The organism is Kitasatospora sp. NPDC056138 (genome assembly GCF_042264695.1).
Lineage (GTDB): Bacteria > Actinomycetota > Actinomycetes > Streptomycetales > Streptomycetaceae > Kitasatospora.
The window spans coordinates 26,019-43,382 of the sequence record NZ_JBHJVK010000026.1 but is presented as its reverse complement, the minus strand read 5'-3'; the positions used below and the strand labels follow the sequence as shown (position 1 = coordinate 43,382).

Sequence of the window (17,364 nt, the reverse complement as noted above, 5' to 3'; positions counted from 1 at the left end):
ACCGCAATGACTCCCCGTCACGACCACGAGCACGAGGACCCGTCGGTCCACTCCTTCATCCTGGCCGGCCGCGAAACGGTGTTCGGCTACCACCTGGCGATGTTCGGCATGGCCGAGCACCGCTACCAGGTCCTGCTGGAGTACGCCCTGCCCACCGACATCGTCGACATCTACCTCAAGGACCAGGCCGATCACCCGGCCAGCTGGCACGCCGTCCGCAACACCACGGACATGGTGCTCCCGCCGATCGGGGACGGCTCCGTCACCTCCTACCCCGCCCGGCTCGACCGGGTCACCCAGACCGGCAACGGCGAGGACCGGGTCTGGGAGCCGATCTCGGGGGGCTTCACCGCGCGCATCGCACGGGTGCTGAACTTCCGCCGGTTCAGCGAGGAGAACTTCCCCGAGCACCTCACCTACCTGCTCTACGGCCGGGGCGAGGAGGCCCACATCGCGCACCGGCTGGTCAAGCGCCCGCACTACGAGCAGATCGTCTCGCTGCGCGGGGTACCGGCCGGCGTCACCCAGGACGATCTCGGCAAGGCCCTTGAGCTGACCATCCCGGCGGTCCCCGACGGCGGGCACGGCGGCCAGCCGTGGACCACCCGGCCGCTGCCCGATCCGAGCTACGCGGCCGTGCTCGACCGCGGCGCGGACGGCAGGCTGCCGATCACCCTCAGCATGGGCGACGAACGCTGGTGGAACATCACCACACTCAACGCCTGACCCACCCCGGACGGCCGGGGGCGACGCCCGCCCCCGGCCGTCCGGCCGCGTCCGGCACCCGGCACCCGGCACCCGGCACCCGGGGACGTTCGACGCCACCTGCGACCAGCCGGAGCTCCCCGTGCGCGTGCTGCCGACCAGGAGCGGAGCGGCACCGGCCGGCCCGGTGTCCCGCAGCCCGGCGGCCCGGCCCTCGCCGGCGCGGATCACCGTACGACGACGGCCCCGCAGGTGCCGGGCCGGACCACGCGGTGTCCGCTCCCCGTACTCAGGCCCGCGTACTCAGGCCCGCGCGGTACTCAGGCCTGCGCGACCGCGCACTGAGGGTGTCCCCAGCTCTGGCCGACCTTCGTGATCGTGTCGCCCTTGGCGTACGGACGGGTGCACGGGCAGGTTCCGGGGAACCGTGCCGGCAGCGTCCGCGAGCCGCCCGAGGAACTCCGCTTCCGCGCGGGAGCGGCCGAGGGGCGGGCGCCCCGCGACGGGGAGGCCCGGACCGGGTCCGGTACGGGCAGATCGGCCGCGGTTCCGCCGGCGGCCTGCTGGGTGCGGGCGGCGTCGCTGGCAGCCTTGTCGGCGATCGCGTTCAGCGGGTCGCCGTCCACCTGGTGGGCTGGGACGTACACGAAGGTGACGTCCCGCCCCTCCAGGAGGGCGTCGATGCGCTGGATCAGCTCGCGGTTGGCCACCGGCTTGCCGCCGGCCGTCTTCCAGCCGTTGCGCTTCCACCCCTTCAGCCACTTCGTCACCGCGTCGCGCGTGTAGGTGCTGTCGAGGCGGACCTCCAGCGCGGTGGTGCGGTCCGTCGAGGCCAGCAGCTGCTCCAGCGCGGTCAGCTCGCCGACGTTGTTGGTGCTGTGCCCGAGCGGACCGGCCTGCCAGCGCTGCGGGGCCCCGGTGCTGTCCGCGACCACGAAGGCCCAGGCCGCCGGCCCGGGATTCCCTTTTGCTGCTCCGTCACACGCCGCGACGATTCTCTCGACCATGCCCTCGATGATGCCAGGCCGGCACCCGTGCCGGGTGCGGCAGGTCGTCCGCTCACGGAAGGACGGAGTGGCCGGCACCACCGTGTCACCGCCGGGTGGCCGGTCGGCCGGGCGTACAAGGACGGGGCGGGCGGCACCGCCGTGTCACCGCCGTGTCACCGCCGGTCGGCCGGGCGTACTCCGGCGGCGAGCGCCGCAACGCGATTCCCCACAGCACCCCGCCGCTGCCGGGTGGACTCCTCCGTACCGGAAGCAGGCCGTACCTGCGCCGCGCCGGGTGCCTCCGGGCAGCGGGAGTGGACCGGGCAGGCCGTGGCGGGCCGGACTGCGTCGGCATTTCCCAAGATCGAACCGGTCTAAGCTGGTGGGCTGTCGTGTCCGCCGTGGAGGGGGAGCTTGGTGGCCAATGCGGGGCTGACGCATCAACTCCGGTTGTTGTATGCGCAGATGGGGGATCCGTGGCTGCTGGTCGGGGAGTTCCGGTCGAGTGTGCTTCTGGTGCCGCGGACTTCGGAGGGTCTGCTGTGGACCGGTGACGAGGGCGGGCTGCGGTGGATCTTCGCGTTCAGCAGTGAGGCCGAGCTGACGGCTTTCGCGAGGGCGCGGCAGTTCGGGGGCGACCGGCTGGACTACCTGACGGTGTACGGCTCGCGGTTGCTGGACGTGGCGGTGCCGGCCCTGGGCGTCCCGGGCGGAGTGGCGGTTGACGTGGCGGGGAAGCAGCCGATGCTGTTCCCGCCGATGCGCGGGATCGTGCCGGACGCGGTCGCGCTGGATGCGGGCGCGGGCGCGGGAGCGGGCGCGCCGAACGGGAGCAGAGGCTGATGGCCGAGTGGTACAAGGTCGATCCGGAGGCGTTGAAGCAGACGGCGGCCGGGATCAACGACGCGATCGGTGAGTTGAAGTCGATCGGGATCGTCGAGGGTGCCGAGGTCGGCCGTGGTTTCACCAATCTCGAGCTGACGGGCATGCAGATCGGCCATCCGGAGCTGAAGAGCGTCTTCGACGAGTTCTGCGAGCGCTGGTCGTGGGGTGTCCGCGGGCTGGTGCAGACCGGTACCGACATCGCCGAGAAGCTGCACCTGTCGGCGGGGCTCTACCACGACCAGGAGCAGTACGTGTCGGGCGTGGTGAAGGACGTGGTCAACGCGGCGATGGGCAATCCGAACCTGACGCGGGAGCAGGTGGAGGGCCAGTCCTGGGGGAAGACGGTCTCGGACAACCCGTTCACCCAGGTCCGGGACGCCGACTACTCGGCCAAGTCCTACCAGGATGCGGCCGTCCACACGGCGGCCACCTGGAAGAACGAGGAGGCCGACCTGCTGGCCAACCCGCACCTTGAGGTCGCGGCCTCGCTGACCGGAAACCTGGACGGCCTGATGACCGAGCAGGCCAAGGCCAAGGCGGCGGCGAAGAACCTCGACCAGCAGTACGCGCAGCTGACCGACGAGGGGGGCTGATGGGCGTCCTCGACTCGATCAAGAGCGGCTTCGGCGAGTTCGTCGACGTGCACGCGCACATCGTGGGTGACGGCCTGGACCTGGTCGGCCTGCACGACGCGGCGCACGCGGTGGACAAGTACGGCGACCGGATCGCGGACGATCTCGGTGCGGCGGTCGGTGAGTTGAACCTCGGGGAGAGCGACGACCCGAAGGAGCTGGTGCACGGTGACGCCAAGGCGGTCGGGGAGAGTGCTCAGCACCTGCAGAAGTTCGCCCAGGCTTTCGAGGAGACCGGTGCGGGGCTGACCCGGCTGGACTCCGAGCACTGGCAGGGCGAGGCGGCGGAGGCGTTCCGCAAGAAGTTCTCCCCGCAGCCCGCGGCGTGGATGGTCACCGGTGACGCGTGCGCGGCCGCCGGGAAGGCCCTGGAGACGTACCAGAGCACGATCACCTGGGCGCAGGACCAGGCGCAGCAGGCGATCGATGCCTTCAAGGCGGCGAAGAAGGCGTCCGAGGACGCTCGTGACGCCTACAACCGGCAGGTCAACCAGTACAACAGCGCGCTCGACGACTACAAGCGGGCGGCCTCGGCCGGACAGAGCGCCACCCCGCCCACCGCGCTGGGGGAGTTCCACGATCCGGGCGAGGCGGGCCTCAGGCAGGCCCAGGAGCTGCTGCGGTCCGCGCGTCAGCAGCGCGACAGTGCGGCCCGGACGGCCGCGCAGGCGATCACGGCCGCGACCAGCAGGGCACCGAAGGAGCCCGGTCTGCTAAACCAAATCGGCCTGGACATCGCCGACTTCACCACGGGTGCGACGGTCGGCGTGGTCCACTTCGAGGGCGGCATCGTCAAGGGCGCCACCGACCTGGTGAAGTTCGGGCGCGGCCTGAACCCGCAGGACCCGTACAACCTGACGCATCCCGCGCTCTACCTCGACCACGTGAACTCGGTGGCCGCGGGCCTGGTCCACACCGCCAACCACCCGACCGAGCTGGTGTCGGCGATCGTCGGCTCGGGCTGGGGCAAGGACCCGGCCGAGGCCGGCGGCACGACGGTGTTCAACCTGCTCTCCGGCCTCGCCACCGGCGGCAGCAGCGAAGCCGGTGTCGCGGGCGCGCGGGTGGCCATGGACGCGGCGGCGGCCGCGGGCGAACGCGGCGGAGTCCGGGCGGTGGAGAACGCCGGCCAGAACGCCGCCGAACGCGCCGCGGCCGACAGCGCCGAGCGGGCCACCGCCGACGCCGCCGAACGGGCCGGCACCGCGGCGCCGAACCACCCCGCCGCGCCCGCTTTCGACGTGAGTGCCTTCCCCGAGCACGTGCGGCCCACCGAACCCGCCGCCGTCCACCCGGCCGCCCCCGAGCCGGCTCCCGTCCACGCACCGGAGCCCGCCCCCGTCCACGGCCCGGCCACCGAGCCGACCGCCGTCCACTCCCCTGCCCCGGAGGCAGCCCCGGCCCACGCCCCCGAGCCGGCCCACGCCCCCGAGCCGGCCCCGCCCCACGAGCCGGCTCCGGAGCACGCCCCCGAGCACACGCCCGAGCACAGCCCCGAGCCGGAGCACGCCCCCGAGCACACACCTGAGCACGAGCCGGCCCCCGAGCACGAGCCTGCCTCAGGCCACGAGCCGGCGACCGGGCACGACCCTTCCCCGGGCCACGAGACCGCCCCTGCGCACGCCCCCGAACCCGCGCACGACATACCGGACTGGCTCAGGAACCGGGAATCGCCCGATGTCGTGGCACAGCGCAGCCAGGCCCTGGAGGACATGAAGGCCGCCCAGGCCGAAATATCCAAGGGCACCCGCAGGATGATGGACGACTACGACATCGAGGACTTCGGCAAATCGTGGAACGACGACGTCAGCAGACTTCCCGAGTCGCAGAAGGACGCCGTAAGGGCATACACGGAGGGCAGTGGGCAGTTCAACGATCCTCTCCGCGACCAGGGAAACCCGACGGGGGAACCGGCGCGCCGGATCGCCGAACTCGACAAGGCGATCGCGGTCCATCCCGTCCCGGAGGACGTCGTGGTCAGCCGGGGCATCGACCTCGACTTCATCGACAAGCCCCCGAAGGAGATGGAAGGGGAGACCTTCACCGAGAAGGGCTACATGTCCACCTCGCCCGGTGACGATGTGCCTGCCGCGTTCCGGGGCAAGCAGGCGATGCTGCACCTCAGGGTCCCCGAAGGGACGCCGGGGCTCTGGGTCGAGGACGCGGGCCGATTCGGCGCCAGCGAGCGAGAGCTGCTCCTCGGCCGAGGACTGCAGTGGCGTGTCGACAAGGTGGTCGAGCTGAACGGCAAGTTCCACGTCTACGGCGTGATCCTGTGATGACGAAGAAGGATGACCGGTGAACACGAGCGACTGGACCAGCGATCGTCTCAACGAGCCGCTGATGATCAGGGCGGTCGGCGAGGGGCCTCCTCGGTACGCGAGCACCACCGAGAAGCCGGTCGAGTTCTTCTCGGTGGTCGACGACTACGGCGACGTGACCGGTTATCTCTGGATCTGTGACGCCGACGACGCTGCCGACTTCGAACGGCGACTCGTGAACCGCGGCCTGAACTCCGACATTTTCTGGGCCGGGAAGTTGCGCGGCACCAAGGCCAGGGGCCTCTCCCCGGCGCAGGCCGTCCAGGAGCTCGCCGCGGAGCCGGGCCGCCCGTTCGACGGGCACATCGTCCTCGAGTCCAAGACCGTGGCGGCCACCGTGGCGGCGGTCCGGGAACTGGCCGCCGAGGGCTGGAAGCCCCCGAAGCAGCCGGTGCCACCGCTCGGCTACCGCCCCGACCCGCCGATCACCGACGAGCAGCGCGAGGCGGCCACGGCCGGAACAGGATGGCTGTACAAGGTCGACGAGGGCTACGACCCGTCGACTCGGGTCCCGTCGCGCGCGGTCGAGGGCGCCTGGCAGGTCGTCAATCCGCGGGCCGCCCTCGTGCGCTTCTGGCACAACCCGGCCTACGGCTCGGCCCCCGCGACCGCGACCGCGACCGGCGAGGCGCACCCCCTGCCGCCGCTGCGGGCGGGCCGCCGCCCGGCCGGCCGGGCGCTGCTGGACTGGCTGGAGGACCCACAGGCACCCCGGCTCTGCCGGGTCGCGGGTTCCTCCGGCAGCGGCCGCACCCACCTGCTCTCCTGGCTGGCCGCCGCCTGCCCGGCGGACAACCCCCGGACCGGCCGCCGGGTCCACGCCTCGCTCTGCGCCGATGGTCTGACGGTCCGTAGTGCCACCTGGCTGCTGGCCACCCGGCTCGGGGTCATCGCCAGGACTCCCACCGACCTGATGGAGGCCCTGCAGGACGGCATACCCCGGGTGCTGGTGATCACCGACCTGGACCGGGCCGGCGGTGACCTGCTGCCCGGCATGCCGGAGCGGATCGCAGTGGAGCTGCTGACCCCGCTGCTCCAAGTCCCCTGGCTGCGGCTGCTCGTGGAGACGGCCGAGGGCACGCCGGCCGCTGCCGCCCTGCACGCCGCCGCACCCGGAGCGGCCGTCCTGGACCTGGACGATCCCCGCTGGACCGACCGGGAGCGCTTCACCACCTGGTGCACGGGTCTGGGCGGTTACCCGGTGGCGGCCGCGCAGGTCTATCCGAGTCCGGGCCTGGCCCAGCTCGCCGCCCGCACCTCGGCCGGGGCCGGCCTCGACCCACAGGCCCCGCCCGCCGACCGGGCGTCCGCGCTGGCCGGCGCCTGGTGGACCGCGCTGCCCGACGAACTGCGTCCCGCCGTACGCACGTTGGCCACCGCCGGAGAGCCGGTCACCCTCGCGACGTGGGCCGCCCTCCCGGACACCGGCGGCGCCGAGGCCGTCCACCGGGCGGCCGGATACCTGCCCCCGCCGGCCGACGGCCGGACCTGGCGGCTGCGGCCCGACCAGCTCGCACCGCAGGTCGCCGCCGGAGCTCCGCCGGTCGATCACGCCGCCCTGGTGGGGCGGATCACCGCCGGGCTCCCGCGGACCGACCAGGGACGACCGGACCCGGCCGGCACCGCACCGGACTGGCTGGGGCTGCTGTTGCGGCACGCCGTACGGGCGGGCGCGGCCGAACAGTTCCTGACCGATCCCGAGTTCCTCGTCCACGCGGACGCGCCCGCCGTGACCGCCGCCCTCGACCACGCCGAGGCCGCCGCCGGCCAGCAGGGCGAGCTCGCCGAGGCCTGGCACCTCGCCGGGCCGGTGATCGCCGGCACCGCCGAGCCGGCGGCACGCGCCGCCGCCCTGCACGCCTGGCTGGCAGGGCGCGACCAGGAGAGCGCCGACCGGCTCGCCGCGAGGTCGGGCCAGGACTGGCGGGCGCGATGGTCGTACCCGGCGGAGGACGAGCGGGTGCACCGGGCGGCTCCGGGCGCGGGCCCGTTCGCCGGTCTGCTCGCCGTGGCCCTCGGGCGCGCCGTCGGGTTCATCGAGATCGAGACCGGCCAGAACTCCCGGAAGACCGGCCCGTTCCGGCCCCGCGACCGCTGGATGGCCGACCTGGCCTGCGGCGACGACGGCGGGGTGTACGTACTGGACCGCAAGGGCGTCGTCACCTCCGTGCCCCTCGGCGGCGATCCCGGTCCGCCCACGGACGCGGCCGAGGGGGTGCCCAAGGACGTCGACAACGGGGTCTCCGCCATGGCCACCCTCGGCGGGGACGAGGGCCGGCTGCTGGCCGTCGGGGACGGCGGCGGCGGGGTGCTCTACGCCCAGGTCGACGTCGGGAGGATCCTGAAGCCCGACCAGCCGCTCCACCAGGGCCGGGTCAACAGTCTCGACCTGACCCGGACGGACGGCGGCGTGCTGGTGGTGAGCGGCGGCGCGGACGGCAGGGTGTGGAGCTGGATGCACGGGCGCCCGCCGATGCAGGACCCGATCGACGCGCGCGACTGCCCGGTCACCGCCGTGGCCGTCGCCGGTACACCCGAGGGTCTGCTGATCGGCTCGGCCTGGGCCGACGGCCTGGTCCGCCTCCGCCGCTGGGGTGCCGCCCCGACCGTGGTCGACCTCCGCCTCGGCCTGCCCGCCGGCAGCCTCGTGATCGACCCGGGCGGCCTGGTCTGCCTCGCCCTCCCCGAGGGCGTCCTCGGCCTGACCCTCGGCTGACCCGCGACCGACCGCCGGACGGCACCCGGCGGTCGTGGGTCGTGGGGCCGGCTGGCCCGGCGGCGGACGCCACGGGTGACCGGCGGTGTCGCGGCAGTCTCCGGGCCGGGCCCACCTGCTCCCACCGGCCGGCCCGGCCGCCGCGACGGTGCGCTACGGGCGGCGCGCTACGGGCGCTGTTCGCCCGGGCAGACCTCGGCGGCGAAGTCGTCCGCGAGCATGGCGATCTGGGCCCGGCCCTCGATCCGGGCCAGCCACTGCTGCGGCAGCAGCCCGTCGCCGAAGTGGGCGCCCAGCAGGTTGCCGCAGATCGCGCCGGTGGAGTCGCTGTCGCCGGAGTGGTTGACGGAGAGCAGGAGAGCGGACTCGATCGGGGTGCGGTCCTTCCAGTACGTGGTGCGGACCAGCGCCGCGTAGACGGCGATGGCCAGCGCCTCCTCCGCGATCCAGCCGCCGCCGAGGCTCTCCACCCGCTCCGGGGTCCCGGGTCCGGCCGCGGCGAGGTCAACCGCCTTGCGCAGGGCGGCGGTTGTCTCCTCGTGCCCGGGGTAGCGGGCCAGCAGCTCCATAGCGAGCCGGACCGCGCCCGCCAGCGACTGGCCGGTCACCAGGTGGCTGATCATGGCGGCGAAGGCCCCGGAGGCGTAGTAGCTGGTCGGGTGACCGTGGGTGATCTGCGCACAGCGGGCCGCGAGTTCGAAGGAGTACTGGGCGCTCCCGTCGGTGAAACCGAACGGCGCGGAGCGCATCACCGAGCCGCATCCCTTCGCATCGGGGTTGACCGGGCCCGGGGTTCCGTCGATCGCGCCGCGCGGGTCCGGGACGTGGTTCTTCGGGATGCCGAACTCACAGGCGCGGCCCGGGGCGCGGCGCGCGTACAGCCAGGGCTCCTTGCGCAGCCAGCCGGTCCGGTGCGGGCTGCTGAGCTCGGGCTGCGGTGCGTCGTGCTGCTGGGTGTCCAGCCACCGCAGGTACGCCTCCTGCACCAGGGCGGTCTCCGCGCCGCCGGTGCCGTCCGCCATGATGCGGGTGTAGCCGCGCAGCCAGCCCTCGGCCGTGAAGAGGGTCATCTGGGTGTCGTCGGTGATCCTTCCGACCACACCGTGGCGGTCCGGAACCAGCCCGGTGACGCCGGTCTCCCCGTACTGGGCCTCGATCGTGACCATGGACTTCATCTCGATCGGATTGCCCAGCGAGTCACCGATCGCCCCACCGAGCAGACAGCCACGCACCCTCGCGCGGTAGGCGGCCAACTCGTCCCACGACACGTACCTCACCCGCAGCCCCCTTCTGTGCTGATCAACAGCCACGCATGCTATCCCCCGGCCGTTCGCGCGCACCCGGAGCGCTCCTGCGGGCGGCCGGGAAGAGGGCGAGCGTCGCCGCCCGGACCCTCTCCGCGCCGAGGACGAGACGCTCTCCGGAGCGGCCGTGGTCGTGCCCGTGGCCGCCGCCCGTGCTCTGCGCAGGGCGTTCACCCGGGGCCAGAGCCAGGGCTGTCGACGGCTCACGGGGTTCCGTCCCGACGGCCGGGGATCCGCTCTCCTGCCCACCGGGTCGTACGCACCGCCGGACGACGCGCCACGCGCCGGTCCGCGGGGCGGCCGACCGCGCAGCCGCGTCGGTGGACGGGGACGTTCCTGGTCACGGTGACTCCTTTCGCCGAGCGGGTCCCGGTCAGGTCCGGAAGAGTGCGACCTTGAGCGCGCCGTTCTGCCCGGCGTCGGCGAAGACGTCGTAGGCGTCCTGCATCTCGTCGAGCCCGAAGCGGTGGGTGACCAGCCCCCCGACGTCCAGGCGGCCTCCGACGAGCATGTCGAGGAGCAGCGGCGTGCTGCCGGTGTCGACGAGTCCGGTGGTGATGGTGACGTTCCTGCTCCAGAGGTCTTCGAGGTGGAGCGTGGCCGGTCTCCCGTGGACGCCCACATTGGCCACCCTTCCACCGGGGCGCACCACCCGGGTGCACAGTTCGAAGGTCTCGGGCACTCCGACGGCCTCGACGGCGACGTCCGCACCGAGGCCGTCGGGGGTGAGGGCGCGGACCGTCCGGTCGTCGGCCTTCGCGGCGTCCACCGTCGCATCGGCGCCGGCCCGCCTGGCCGCTTCGAGCCGGCTCGCGGCCAGGTCGATCGCGATGAGCCGGGCCGGGCTGTAGAGACGGGCCGTGGTGATCGTGGCGAGGCCGATCGGCCCGGCTCCGACGACCACCACCGTGTCGCCGGGCTCGACGCGGCCGTTGCGGACGCCGACCTCGTACGCGGTGGGCAGGATGTCGGCCAGCAGCAGTGCGCTCTCGTCGGTGACCCCGTCGGGGAGCCGGTGCAGCGAGTGGTCGGCGAACGGGGTGCGGACGTACTCGGCCTGGGTCCCGTCGACGAGGTGGCCGAGGATCCAGCCTCCGCCGCCGGTGCACTGGCCGTACACGGCTCGACGGCAGTACGCGCACCGGCCGCAGGCGGAGATGCAGGAGACCAGGACACGGTCCCCGACGGACACCGTCCGCACGCCCCGGCCGGTCTCGACGACGGTGCCGACCGCTTCGTGGCCGAGGATCCGGCCGTCCGTCACCTCGGGGACGTCGCCCTTGAGGATGTGCAGGTCGGTGCCGCAGATGGTGACCGCGTCCACCCGGACCACGGCGTCCTCGCCGTCCCGGATCACCGGCTCGGGCACGTCGCCCCAGGTGCGGCGCCCCGGGCCGTGGTAGCTGAGTGCCTTCATGTCCCGTTCCTCCCGTCGGCCGTCGAGCGGGCGGCGCGGTGCACCGTCCCCCTCGGTTCCAGGGTTCTCCGGGACGGCGAGGTCTGCCATGGGCCGGTCGGCCCCGGCCGTGGACCGGTGGACCCAACGGGCCCCGGTCGGGCGTGTCCGGTGCGGTGGAGAGCGCGACGTGCGGTGCGTAGCGTGCAGAGAGAGCCCCTCGCAGCGGCAGTGGCCACAGCACCCGGTGGAGGAGTCATGACAGCCACCAGCGAACGCCGTCCGATCGTCCTCGGCATCGACGCCATGGACCGGGGGCCGCTGTCGGCGGCCTGGGCAGCCGACGAGGCCGCCCGCCGGGACCTGCCGCTCCGGCTGATCCACGTCATCCCGCCGCGGTTCCGGGACCCGCGCGGCTACGACGAGTCGTTCCACGCGGAACTCTGGCGCACCGGCCGCCGGCTGGTCGAGAAGGCCGCCTTCCTCGCCCGCGGGAGACACCCGGATCTGGAGGTCTCCAGCGACGTCGTGGACGGTCACGCGAGTCACGTGCTGATCGAGGAGTCGAAGCACGCCGAGCTGGTCGTCCTCGGCTCGCGCGGCCTGTCCCGGCTGGAGGAGGTGCTCAGCGCGCACTCGGTCACCGCCCCCGTCAGCTCCCGCGCGGCGTGCCCCGTGGTCGTGGTCCGCGAGCCGGAGCACGTCACCCAGGACCCGCCCTACGTGGTGGTCGGGGTGGACGGCAGCCGGTCGTCCGCCACCGCCGTGGACTGCGCCTTCGACCTCGCCTCGTGGCGCGGCGCCGGACTGCGGGCCCTGTGGGTGTGGCAGCCGCTGCCGTTCCTCCCCGTCGACGAGGACGCCGCGTTCCAGCGACTGCGCGGGGAGCTGTACGAGGCCACCGTCGGGCGGGCCGACCGGTACCCGGAGGTCGAGCTGACCCATGAGGTGGTCCGCGGCCACCCCGTGGAGGAACTGGCGAAGGCCTCCGCCCACGCCCTCGCCGTCGTGGTCGGACGACGCGGACACGGCGGGTTCACCGGCATGTGGCTCGGCTCGGTCCCGCACGGGCTGTTGCACCGCACCCATTGTCCGGCCGTCATCGTGCCCCCCGACATCCGGTGATCGCCGGCCGGTGGTGATCGCCGGCCTGGGTGGTGGGCGGCCTGTGGTGGTGGGCGGCCTGTGGTGATGGGCGGCGGGCCGCGGTGGAGTCGTCACATGTCGAGCTCGGATTCGATGCGGCGGGCGTGGTGGCGGGCCATCGCGAGGTTGGCGCGGTTGCGGTCGAGGACGAGGTAGAGGAAGAGCCCCTGTCCGCCGGGGCGGGTGAGGGGGCGGATGAGGTGGTACTGGCTGGTCAGGGTGGTGAGGGTGTCTTCGAGGACCTGGCGCTGGAGGCCGAGGACGTCGAGGCAGCGCCGGGTGGCGCGGACGAGGTCGGTGCTGCCGGCGGCGGCGAGCGACAGATCCAGGCCGGGCATCGTGGCCAGCGTGCCCAGCGCCATGCCGCTCTCGGCGTCGACGATGGCCGCGCCGAGGGCACCTTCGATGGTCAGGGCGTCCTTGAGGGCGGTTTCGATGCTGGACATGCACTCCTCCGTAACCGTCAGCGCTGCTGGTCGGCCGCCGGGGCAGCAGCACCCGGCGACCGTGTGTGATCTTGAGGGTACGTATGCGATCGGCATCAGTCAGCCGGATGACAGCTACCGACCGGAACCGACCGTTTCACCGTTCGAGATCGACTTGCAATGACCACAACTTGAAGAATTCTTCATGTTCCTAGATGCTATTTCCCGTATTCGGGCCAGCGGTGGCGGCCGGGCCGGGGAGACTTCGGTCCGGAAGGACGGCTTTCAGTCGGGCGTTCGGCCGGCAGCCGCGTGTGCGACTCGCCACGGCCTGCCGGGAGTTCGCACGGGCGGGGCCGCCGGTGGCGCGGGCTGCGGACGGACGGACGGCGGGCAGGCGTACGGCGGGCAGGCGTACGGCGGCCGGGTTGCCGAGCCGGGGCGCACGGCCGCCCACCACGGGATCGGGCTGCCGCACGCGGCCGCCGAAGAGGAGGACGCGAGCTGATGGCCATCCCGCTGTACCAGGCGAAGGCGGAGTTCTTCCGCACGCTGGGCCACCCGGCCAGGATCCGGGTCCTGGAGCTGCTGCAGGACGGTCCGCGCCCGGTACGCGACCTGCTGGCCGCGATGGAGATCGAGCCGTCCAGCCTCTCCCAACAGCTCGCCGTCCTGCGCCGCACCCAGCTGGTCACCGCGACCCGTGAGGGCAACACCGTGGTGTACGCCTTGAGCACGCCCGACGTGGCCGAGCTGCTGCGGGCCGCGCGCCGGATCCTGACCGAGATGATCGCGGACCAGGGCGAGCTGCTCGCTCAACTGCGGGAGCCCGCAGCTTCGGAGCCGGCGGTGTGAGTGCCACCTGCGCGCCGACCGGGGAGCGCCCGTGTGATCGGCTGCGCACGGTGCCGCCGAACCTGCGGATCCCGGCCCCGTAGTCCCCGGCCGGCCGGGGGCCCGCGCTCCTCGGGACCGCCCCCGACGAAGCCCGCGGCCCGACGCCCGCGGCCCGACGCCCCGAGGGCGCGCCCCTCACGGTCGACCCGGCCACCACCCGCACGCCTCCCCCGCCCCGCCCGGGCCACCCTTCCACACGAACCGAGGAACACCGCCCATGAGCAACGCCGCCCGCGACGAGAAGACCAAGCGCAAAGCCATGATCATCCGCGCCTCGATCTACATCTTCGGCCTCCACCTGTTCGCCGGCTTCATCGGCCTGCTGTTCCTCCTCGGCAGCCGGCACCACTGACGGCACCACTGACTCCCGGCGCCGGCCGACCGTCCACCCCGCCGCGCACCCGCCCCCGTAGTGGGCCTCCGGCGGGTGGCGCCCGGTCTCCGGCGTAGGGTGGCCCGGCCGGTCCGAGGCCGTGCGTCACGCCTCCGCGACGGCTTCCAGCGGGCTCAGGGCGGCTGCCCGGCGGGCCGGGACGGCTGCCGCGACCGCGCCGATGGCGAGGGACACCAGGCACACCAGGAGCAGCGTCCCCCAGGGCAGCGCCAGGGAGTACCGCGTCATCGCGCCGTTGGCCAGTGCACCGACCCTCCAGGCCCCGAACAGCCCGCCTACCAGGCCCAGGAGCGTGCCGAAGGCGGCGACGGTCACCGACTCCAGGCGGATCATCCGCCGGATGGCGGCGCGTTCCATGCCGATGGCGCGCAGTACGCCGATCTCGCGGGTGCGTTCCGAGACCGACATGGCCAGGGTGTTCACGATGCCGAGCGAGGAGATCACGGCACCGATGGCGAGCAGCCCGTACATCAGGGTCAGCAGGTCGCCCAGCGGGCCGGCGGCCTCGTGGACGAGCTCCTCCCGGTTCTTCACCTGCAGCAGCGGGCTGTTGCCCACGGCGGTGCGCAGTCGGGCCTCGGTGTTCCTCGAGACCGCGCTGCTGTCGGTGCGGACGAGGATCCGCTGGACGGAGCCGGGCTTGAAGCTGTTCTGCTGCACCTCGATGCGGGCGCCCAGCGCGTCGTGGGCGACGGGGTTGTCCTGGTAGACGCCGACGACGGTGTACTGCCTGACGTCCTGGCTGCGGCCCAGGCCGGCGTCGAGCCGGCTGCCCGTACTCACGCCCTGTTCCCGGGCGGTGGTGCTGGAGACGGCGATCCGGCCCGGTCCGAGGTCCTTCAGGGAGCCGCTGACCAGGTCGAGCTTCATGACGGCCGCCACGGTGTCGGGGTCGACCCCGGAGATCTCCCGGACCTTGCCGCCGGTGAACAGGACGGAGTCCGTGACGGCGGTCGCCGTCCGTACCCCGGCGGTGTCGGCCACCCGCTGCACGGCGGCCGGGTCGATGCCGGTCGTGGTGGTGCGGGTGCTGATCACGTAGTCGGCGCTGAGGCCGTCCGCGGCCTGGCGGTCGAGGGCCTGCCCGGTGGAGTTGCCGATGACGGCGAGCCCGACGACCAGTGCCGTGCTGATCATCAGGGCGGAGGCGGTGGCCGCGGTGCGCCGCGGGTCACGCAGCGCGTTCTCGGACGCGAGGCGGCCGGTGATCCCGAAGCGGCCGGTCAGTCGTCCGCTCAGCCGGATCACGGGGACGGCGAGCAGCGGTGCCAGCACGATCATGGCGACGACGAGGACGGCGCAGCCGAGCATCGCGCTCTGCAGGTTCTGCACCGAGGCGTCCTTCGCGCCCGTGAGCGACACCAGCAGCCCGGCGCCGAGGACGAGCAGGGCCAGTCCCGCCGCGCCTCGGACCCGGGAGCTGGTGGCGGAGGGCGGCTGCCCCGCCGAGCGCATCGCCTCGACGGGCGCGACCTTGGCCGCCCTGCGGGACGGCAGCCACGCGGCGAGCACGGTGATTCCCACACCCACGCCGAACGCCGCCACGACCGGGCGCGGGCCGATCACCAGGGGGCCGTGGGGCAGTGTGTCCCGGGTGGTGCTCAGGATGTCGGGCAGGACGGAGGCGATGCCGAGGCCGAGCAGGAAACCGGCCGCCGACGCGACGAGCCCGATCAGGACGGCCTCCCAGAGGACGGAGCGGACCACCTGGCGGCGCGAGGCGCCGATCGCCCGCAGCAGCGCGATCTCACGGGTACGCCGGGCGACGAGCACGGTGAAGGTGTTGACGATGAGGAACGACCCGATGAACAGCGAGACTCCGGCGAAGACCATCGGCAGCTTCTGGTAACCCCGGGTCAGCGTGTCGACGTAGGTGGCCTGCTGGGCGGCCTGGGCGGCGCCGCTCACGGCCTCGGCCCGGTCGGCCGGGAGCACCGCGGTGACCCGGTCGGCGAGCTCCGACCGGTCGGTGCCGGGCGTGGCGGACAGATCGATCGCGTTGTAGTGGCCCGGGGACGCGAACAGCCGCTGGGCGGTCGCCTCGTCGAACAGGGCGAGCGTGCCGCCGGCGGTCACCCGGGTGTCCCGGGTAGTGACGATGCCCACGAGCCGCTTCGTCAGGACCGGGCCGTCAGTGGCCAGCGTGACCTGGTCGCCGATGCCGAATCCGCCGGCGGCTGCGGTGCCGCTGTCCACGGCGAGTTCATCGCCGTTCCGGGGGGCGTGGCCCTTGACCAGCGGATAGCGGCCGTCCTTGCCGTCCTTGTCCGGTACGTAGGCGGCGGCCAGGTTCGCCCACGCCTTGCCGGCCCGCAGCGGAGTGCCGTCCGCGGCGTTCAGGACTGCCGAGCCGTCGACCGACGGCCGTACGGCGGCGACACCGGGCACGTCGGCCAGTCTCCGTACGAGCGCGTCGTCGAGCACGGTGGGGTGTTGGTCCGCGGCGGCCCCGGACGGCGAGTCCTTCGGGGTCACGGTGAGCGCGGTGTCCGCGAAGTTCTTCGACGCGGCGGCGCGGGCGGCCGCGGCGGAGGAGTCCGCGAAGACGAGGGTGCCGCAGATGAACGCGACACCCAGGCAGACCGCGAGGACGGTCATGACCAGGCGGCCCTTGTGGGCCAGGACGTTGCGCAGGGCTGTTCTCAGCATGGGTGGCTTTCGGGGAGGTGGGGATACGACGCGGGGACGCGGGCGCGTGCGACACAGGTGCGTGGAGCCCGGGGCGGCGGTCTCGACGGAGACGGGCCCGGCGGAGACCTTCGGGTGGCGGTGCCGGGGCCCTGGGCCGGGGTGAAGGCGGCTCAGCTGGTGCGGGCGCGGGTGTCGAGGGCCTTCATCCGGTCCAGGACCCGCTCCGGGGTCGGGTGGGCCATCTCGTCGACCAGGCGGCCGTCGGAGAGGAAGACCACGCGGTCGGCGTAGCCGGCGGCGGCCGGGTCGTGGGTGACCATGACCACGGTCTGGCCGAGCTCGCGCACCGAGTCGCGAAGGAAGCCGAGGACCTCGGCCCCGGCGCGGGAGTCGAGGTTGCCGGTGGGCTCGTCGCCGAAGACGATCGCGGGGCGGGAGACCAGCGCGCGGGCCACCGCGACGCGCTGCTGCTGCCCGCCGGACAGCTGTCCGGGCCGGTGCCCGAGGCGCTCGGAGAGGCCGACCATGGAGACCACGCGGTCCAGCCACGGCCGGTCGGGGCGGCGTCCGGCGATGGTCAGCGGCAGCGTGATGTTCTCCAGCGCGGTCAGCGTCGGCAGCAGGTTGAACGCCTGGAAGACGAAGCCGATCCGGTCGCGGCGCAGCTCGGTGAGCTGCCGGTCGTCGAGCGTGCCCAGTTCGGTGGTGCCGATGCGCACGGAGCCTGAGCTGGCCGGGTCGAGCCCGGCGGCGCAGTGCATCAGGGTGGACTTGCCGCAGCCGGAGGGGCCCATGATCGCGGTGAACTCACCCTCCCGGAAGGCGATGCTGACCCGGTCCAGGGCGACCACACGGGTGTCACCGCTGCCGTGGACCTTCGACAGGTCGGTGGTGGCGGCCGCGATTCCGGCGGTCGGGTGCAG

The 17,364-nt window shown here is 73.4% G+C and carries 14 protein-coding genes; 8 read left to right on the top strand and 6 right to left on the bottom strand.

The features are described from left to right. Positions 1-6 precede the first annotated feature (6 nt). On the top strand, positions 7-726 hold the full coding sequence (locus tag ACFC1R_RS18155) for a hypothetical protein (protein ID WP_375939636.1): 720 nt from the start codon (positions 7-9) through the stop codon (positions 724-726). Positions 727-1,025: 299 nt separating this feature from the next. On the opposite strand, the gene ACFC1R_RS18150 is transcribed toward ACFC1R_RS18155, so the two are convergent. After that, positions 1,026-1,712, bottom strand: coding sequence for a ribonuclease H (locus ACFC1R_RS18150; protein ID WP_375939634.1), 687 nt, complete (start codon positions 1,710-1,712; stop codon positions 1,026-1,028). A gap of 447 nt (positions 1,713-2,159) precedes the next feature. On the opposite strand from ACFC1R_RS18150, the gene ACFC1R_RS18145 reads away from it, so the two are divergent. The 4 genes from ACFC1R_RS18145 to ACFC1R_RS18130 are packed head-to-tail and all read left to right on the top strand — an operon-like array spanning position 2,160 to position 8,248. Continuing rightward, positions 2,160-2,537, top strand: a complete 378-nt coding sequence (locus ACFC1R_RS18145; protein WP_375939632.1) for an SseB family protein — start codon at positions 2,160-2,162, stop codon at positions 2,535-2,537. Further along, positions 2,537-3,172 carry a hypothetical protein gene (locus ACFC1R_RS18140; protein WP_375939630.1) on the top strand — a complete coding sequence of 212 codons (636 nt, stop codon included), beginning with the start codon at positions 2,537-2,539 and terminating at the stop codon, positions 3,170-3,172. The genes ACFC1R_RS18145 and ACFC1R_RS18140 overlap by 1 nt, the downstream gene beginning before the upstream one ends. Beyond that, positions 3,172-5,490, top strand: coding sequence for a putative T7SS-secreted protein (locus tag ACFC1R_RS18135; RefSeq protein WP_375939628.1), 2,319 nt, complete (start codon positions 3,172-3,174; stop codon positions 5,488-5,490). The genes ACFC1R_RS18140 and ACFC1R_RS18135 overlap by 1 nt, the downstream gene beginning before the upstream one ends. 19 nt (positions 5,491-5,509) lie before the next feature. Then, positions 5,510-8,248, top strand: a complete 2,739-nt coding sequence (locus tag ACFC1R_RS18130; protein WP_375939626.1) for a hypothetical protein — start codon at positions 5,510-5,512, stop codon at positions 8,246-8,248. A gap of 167 nt (positions 8,249-8,415) precedes the next feature. On the opposite strand, the gene ACFC1R_RS18125 is transcribed toward ACFC1R_RS18130, so the two are convergent. Then, entirely contained in the window at positions 8,416-9,525 is a 1,110-nt protein-coding gene (locus tag ACFC1R_RS18125) for an ADP-ribosylglycohydrolase family protein (protein ID WP_375939624.1), read from the bottom strand. Between the two features lie 400 nt (positions 9,526-9,925). Further along, a complete protein-coding gene (locus tag ACFC1R_RS18120; protein WP_375939622.1) occupies positions 9,926-10,969 on the bottom strand; it encodes a zinc-dependent alcohol dehydrogenase family protein in 1,044 nt (347 codons plus the stop codon). A 237-nt stretch (positions 10,970-11,206) separates the two neighbouring features. On the opposite strand from ACFC1R_RS18120, the gene ACFC1R_RS18115 reads away from it, so the two are divergent. After that, a complete protein-coding gene (locus tag ACFC1R_RS18115) occupies positions 11,207-12,073 on the top strand; it encodes a universal stress protein (protein WP_375939620.1) in 867 nt (288 codons plus the stop codon). Positions 12,074-12,165: 92 nt separating this feature from the next. On the opposite strand, the gene ACFC1R_RS18110 is transcribed toward ACFC1R_RS18115, so the two are convergent. Next, positions 12,166-12,540, bottom strand: coding sequence for a hypothetical protein (locus ACFC1R_RS18110; RefSeq protein ID WP_375939618.1), 375 nt, complete (start codon positions 12,538-12,540; stop codon positions 12,166-12,168). 486 nt (positions 12,541-13,026) lie between these two features. Between ACFC1R_RS18110 and ACFC1R_RS18105 the strand changes: the two genes are divergently transcribed. Continuing rightward, a complete protein-coding gene (locus ACFC1R_RS18105; RefSeq protein ID WP_375939616.1) occupies positions 13,027-13,374 on the top strand; it encodes an ArsR/SmtB family transcription factor in 348 nt (115 codons plus the stop codon). Positions 13,375-13,633: 259 nt separating this feature from the next. Next, on the top strand, positions 13,634-13,768 hold the full coding sequence (locus ACFC1R_RS18100) for a DUF6126 family protein (RefSeq protein WP_375939614.1): 135 nt from the start codon (positions 13,634-13,636) through the stop codon (positions 13,766-13,768). A gap of 126 nt (positions 13,769-13,894) precedes the next feature. On the opposite strand, the gene ACFC1R_RS18095 is transcribed toward ACFC1R_RS18100, so the two are convergent. Continuing rightward, the gene (locus ACFC1R_RS18095) at positions 13,895-16,459 is read right to left on the bottom strand and encodes an ABC transporter permease (RefSeq protein ID WP_375939612.1); all 2,565 of its coding nucleotides are present in this window, start codon (positions 16,457-16,459) and stop codon (positions 13,895-13,897) included. A gap of 152 nt (positions 16,460-16,611) precedes the next feature. Further along, positions 16,612-17,364: an ABC transporter ATP-binding protein gene (locus ACFC1R_RS18090; protein WP_375939732.1), complete on the bottom strand. Its 753-nt coding sequence runs from the start codon at positions 17,362-17,364 to the stop codon at positions 16,612-16,614.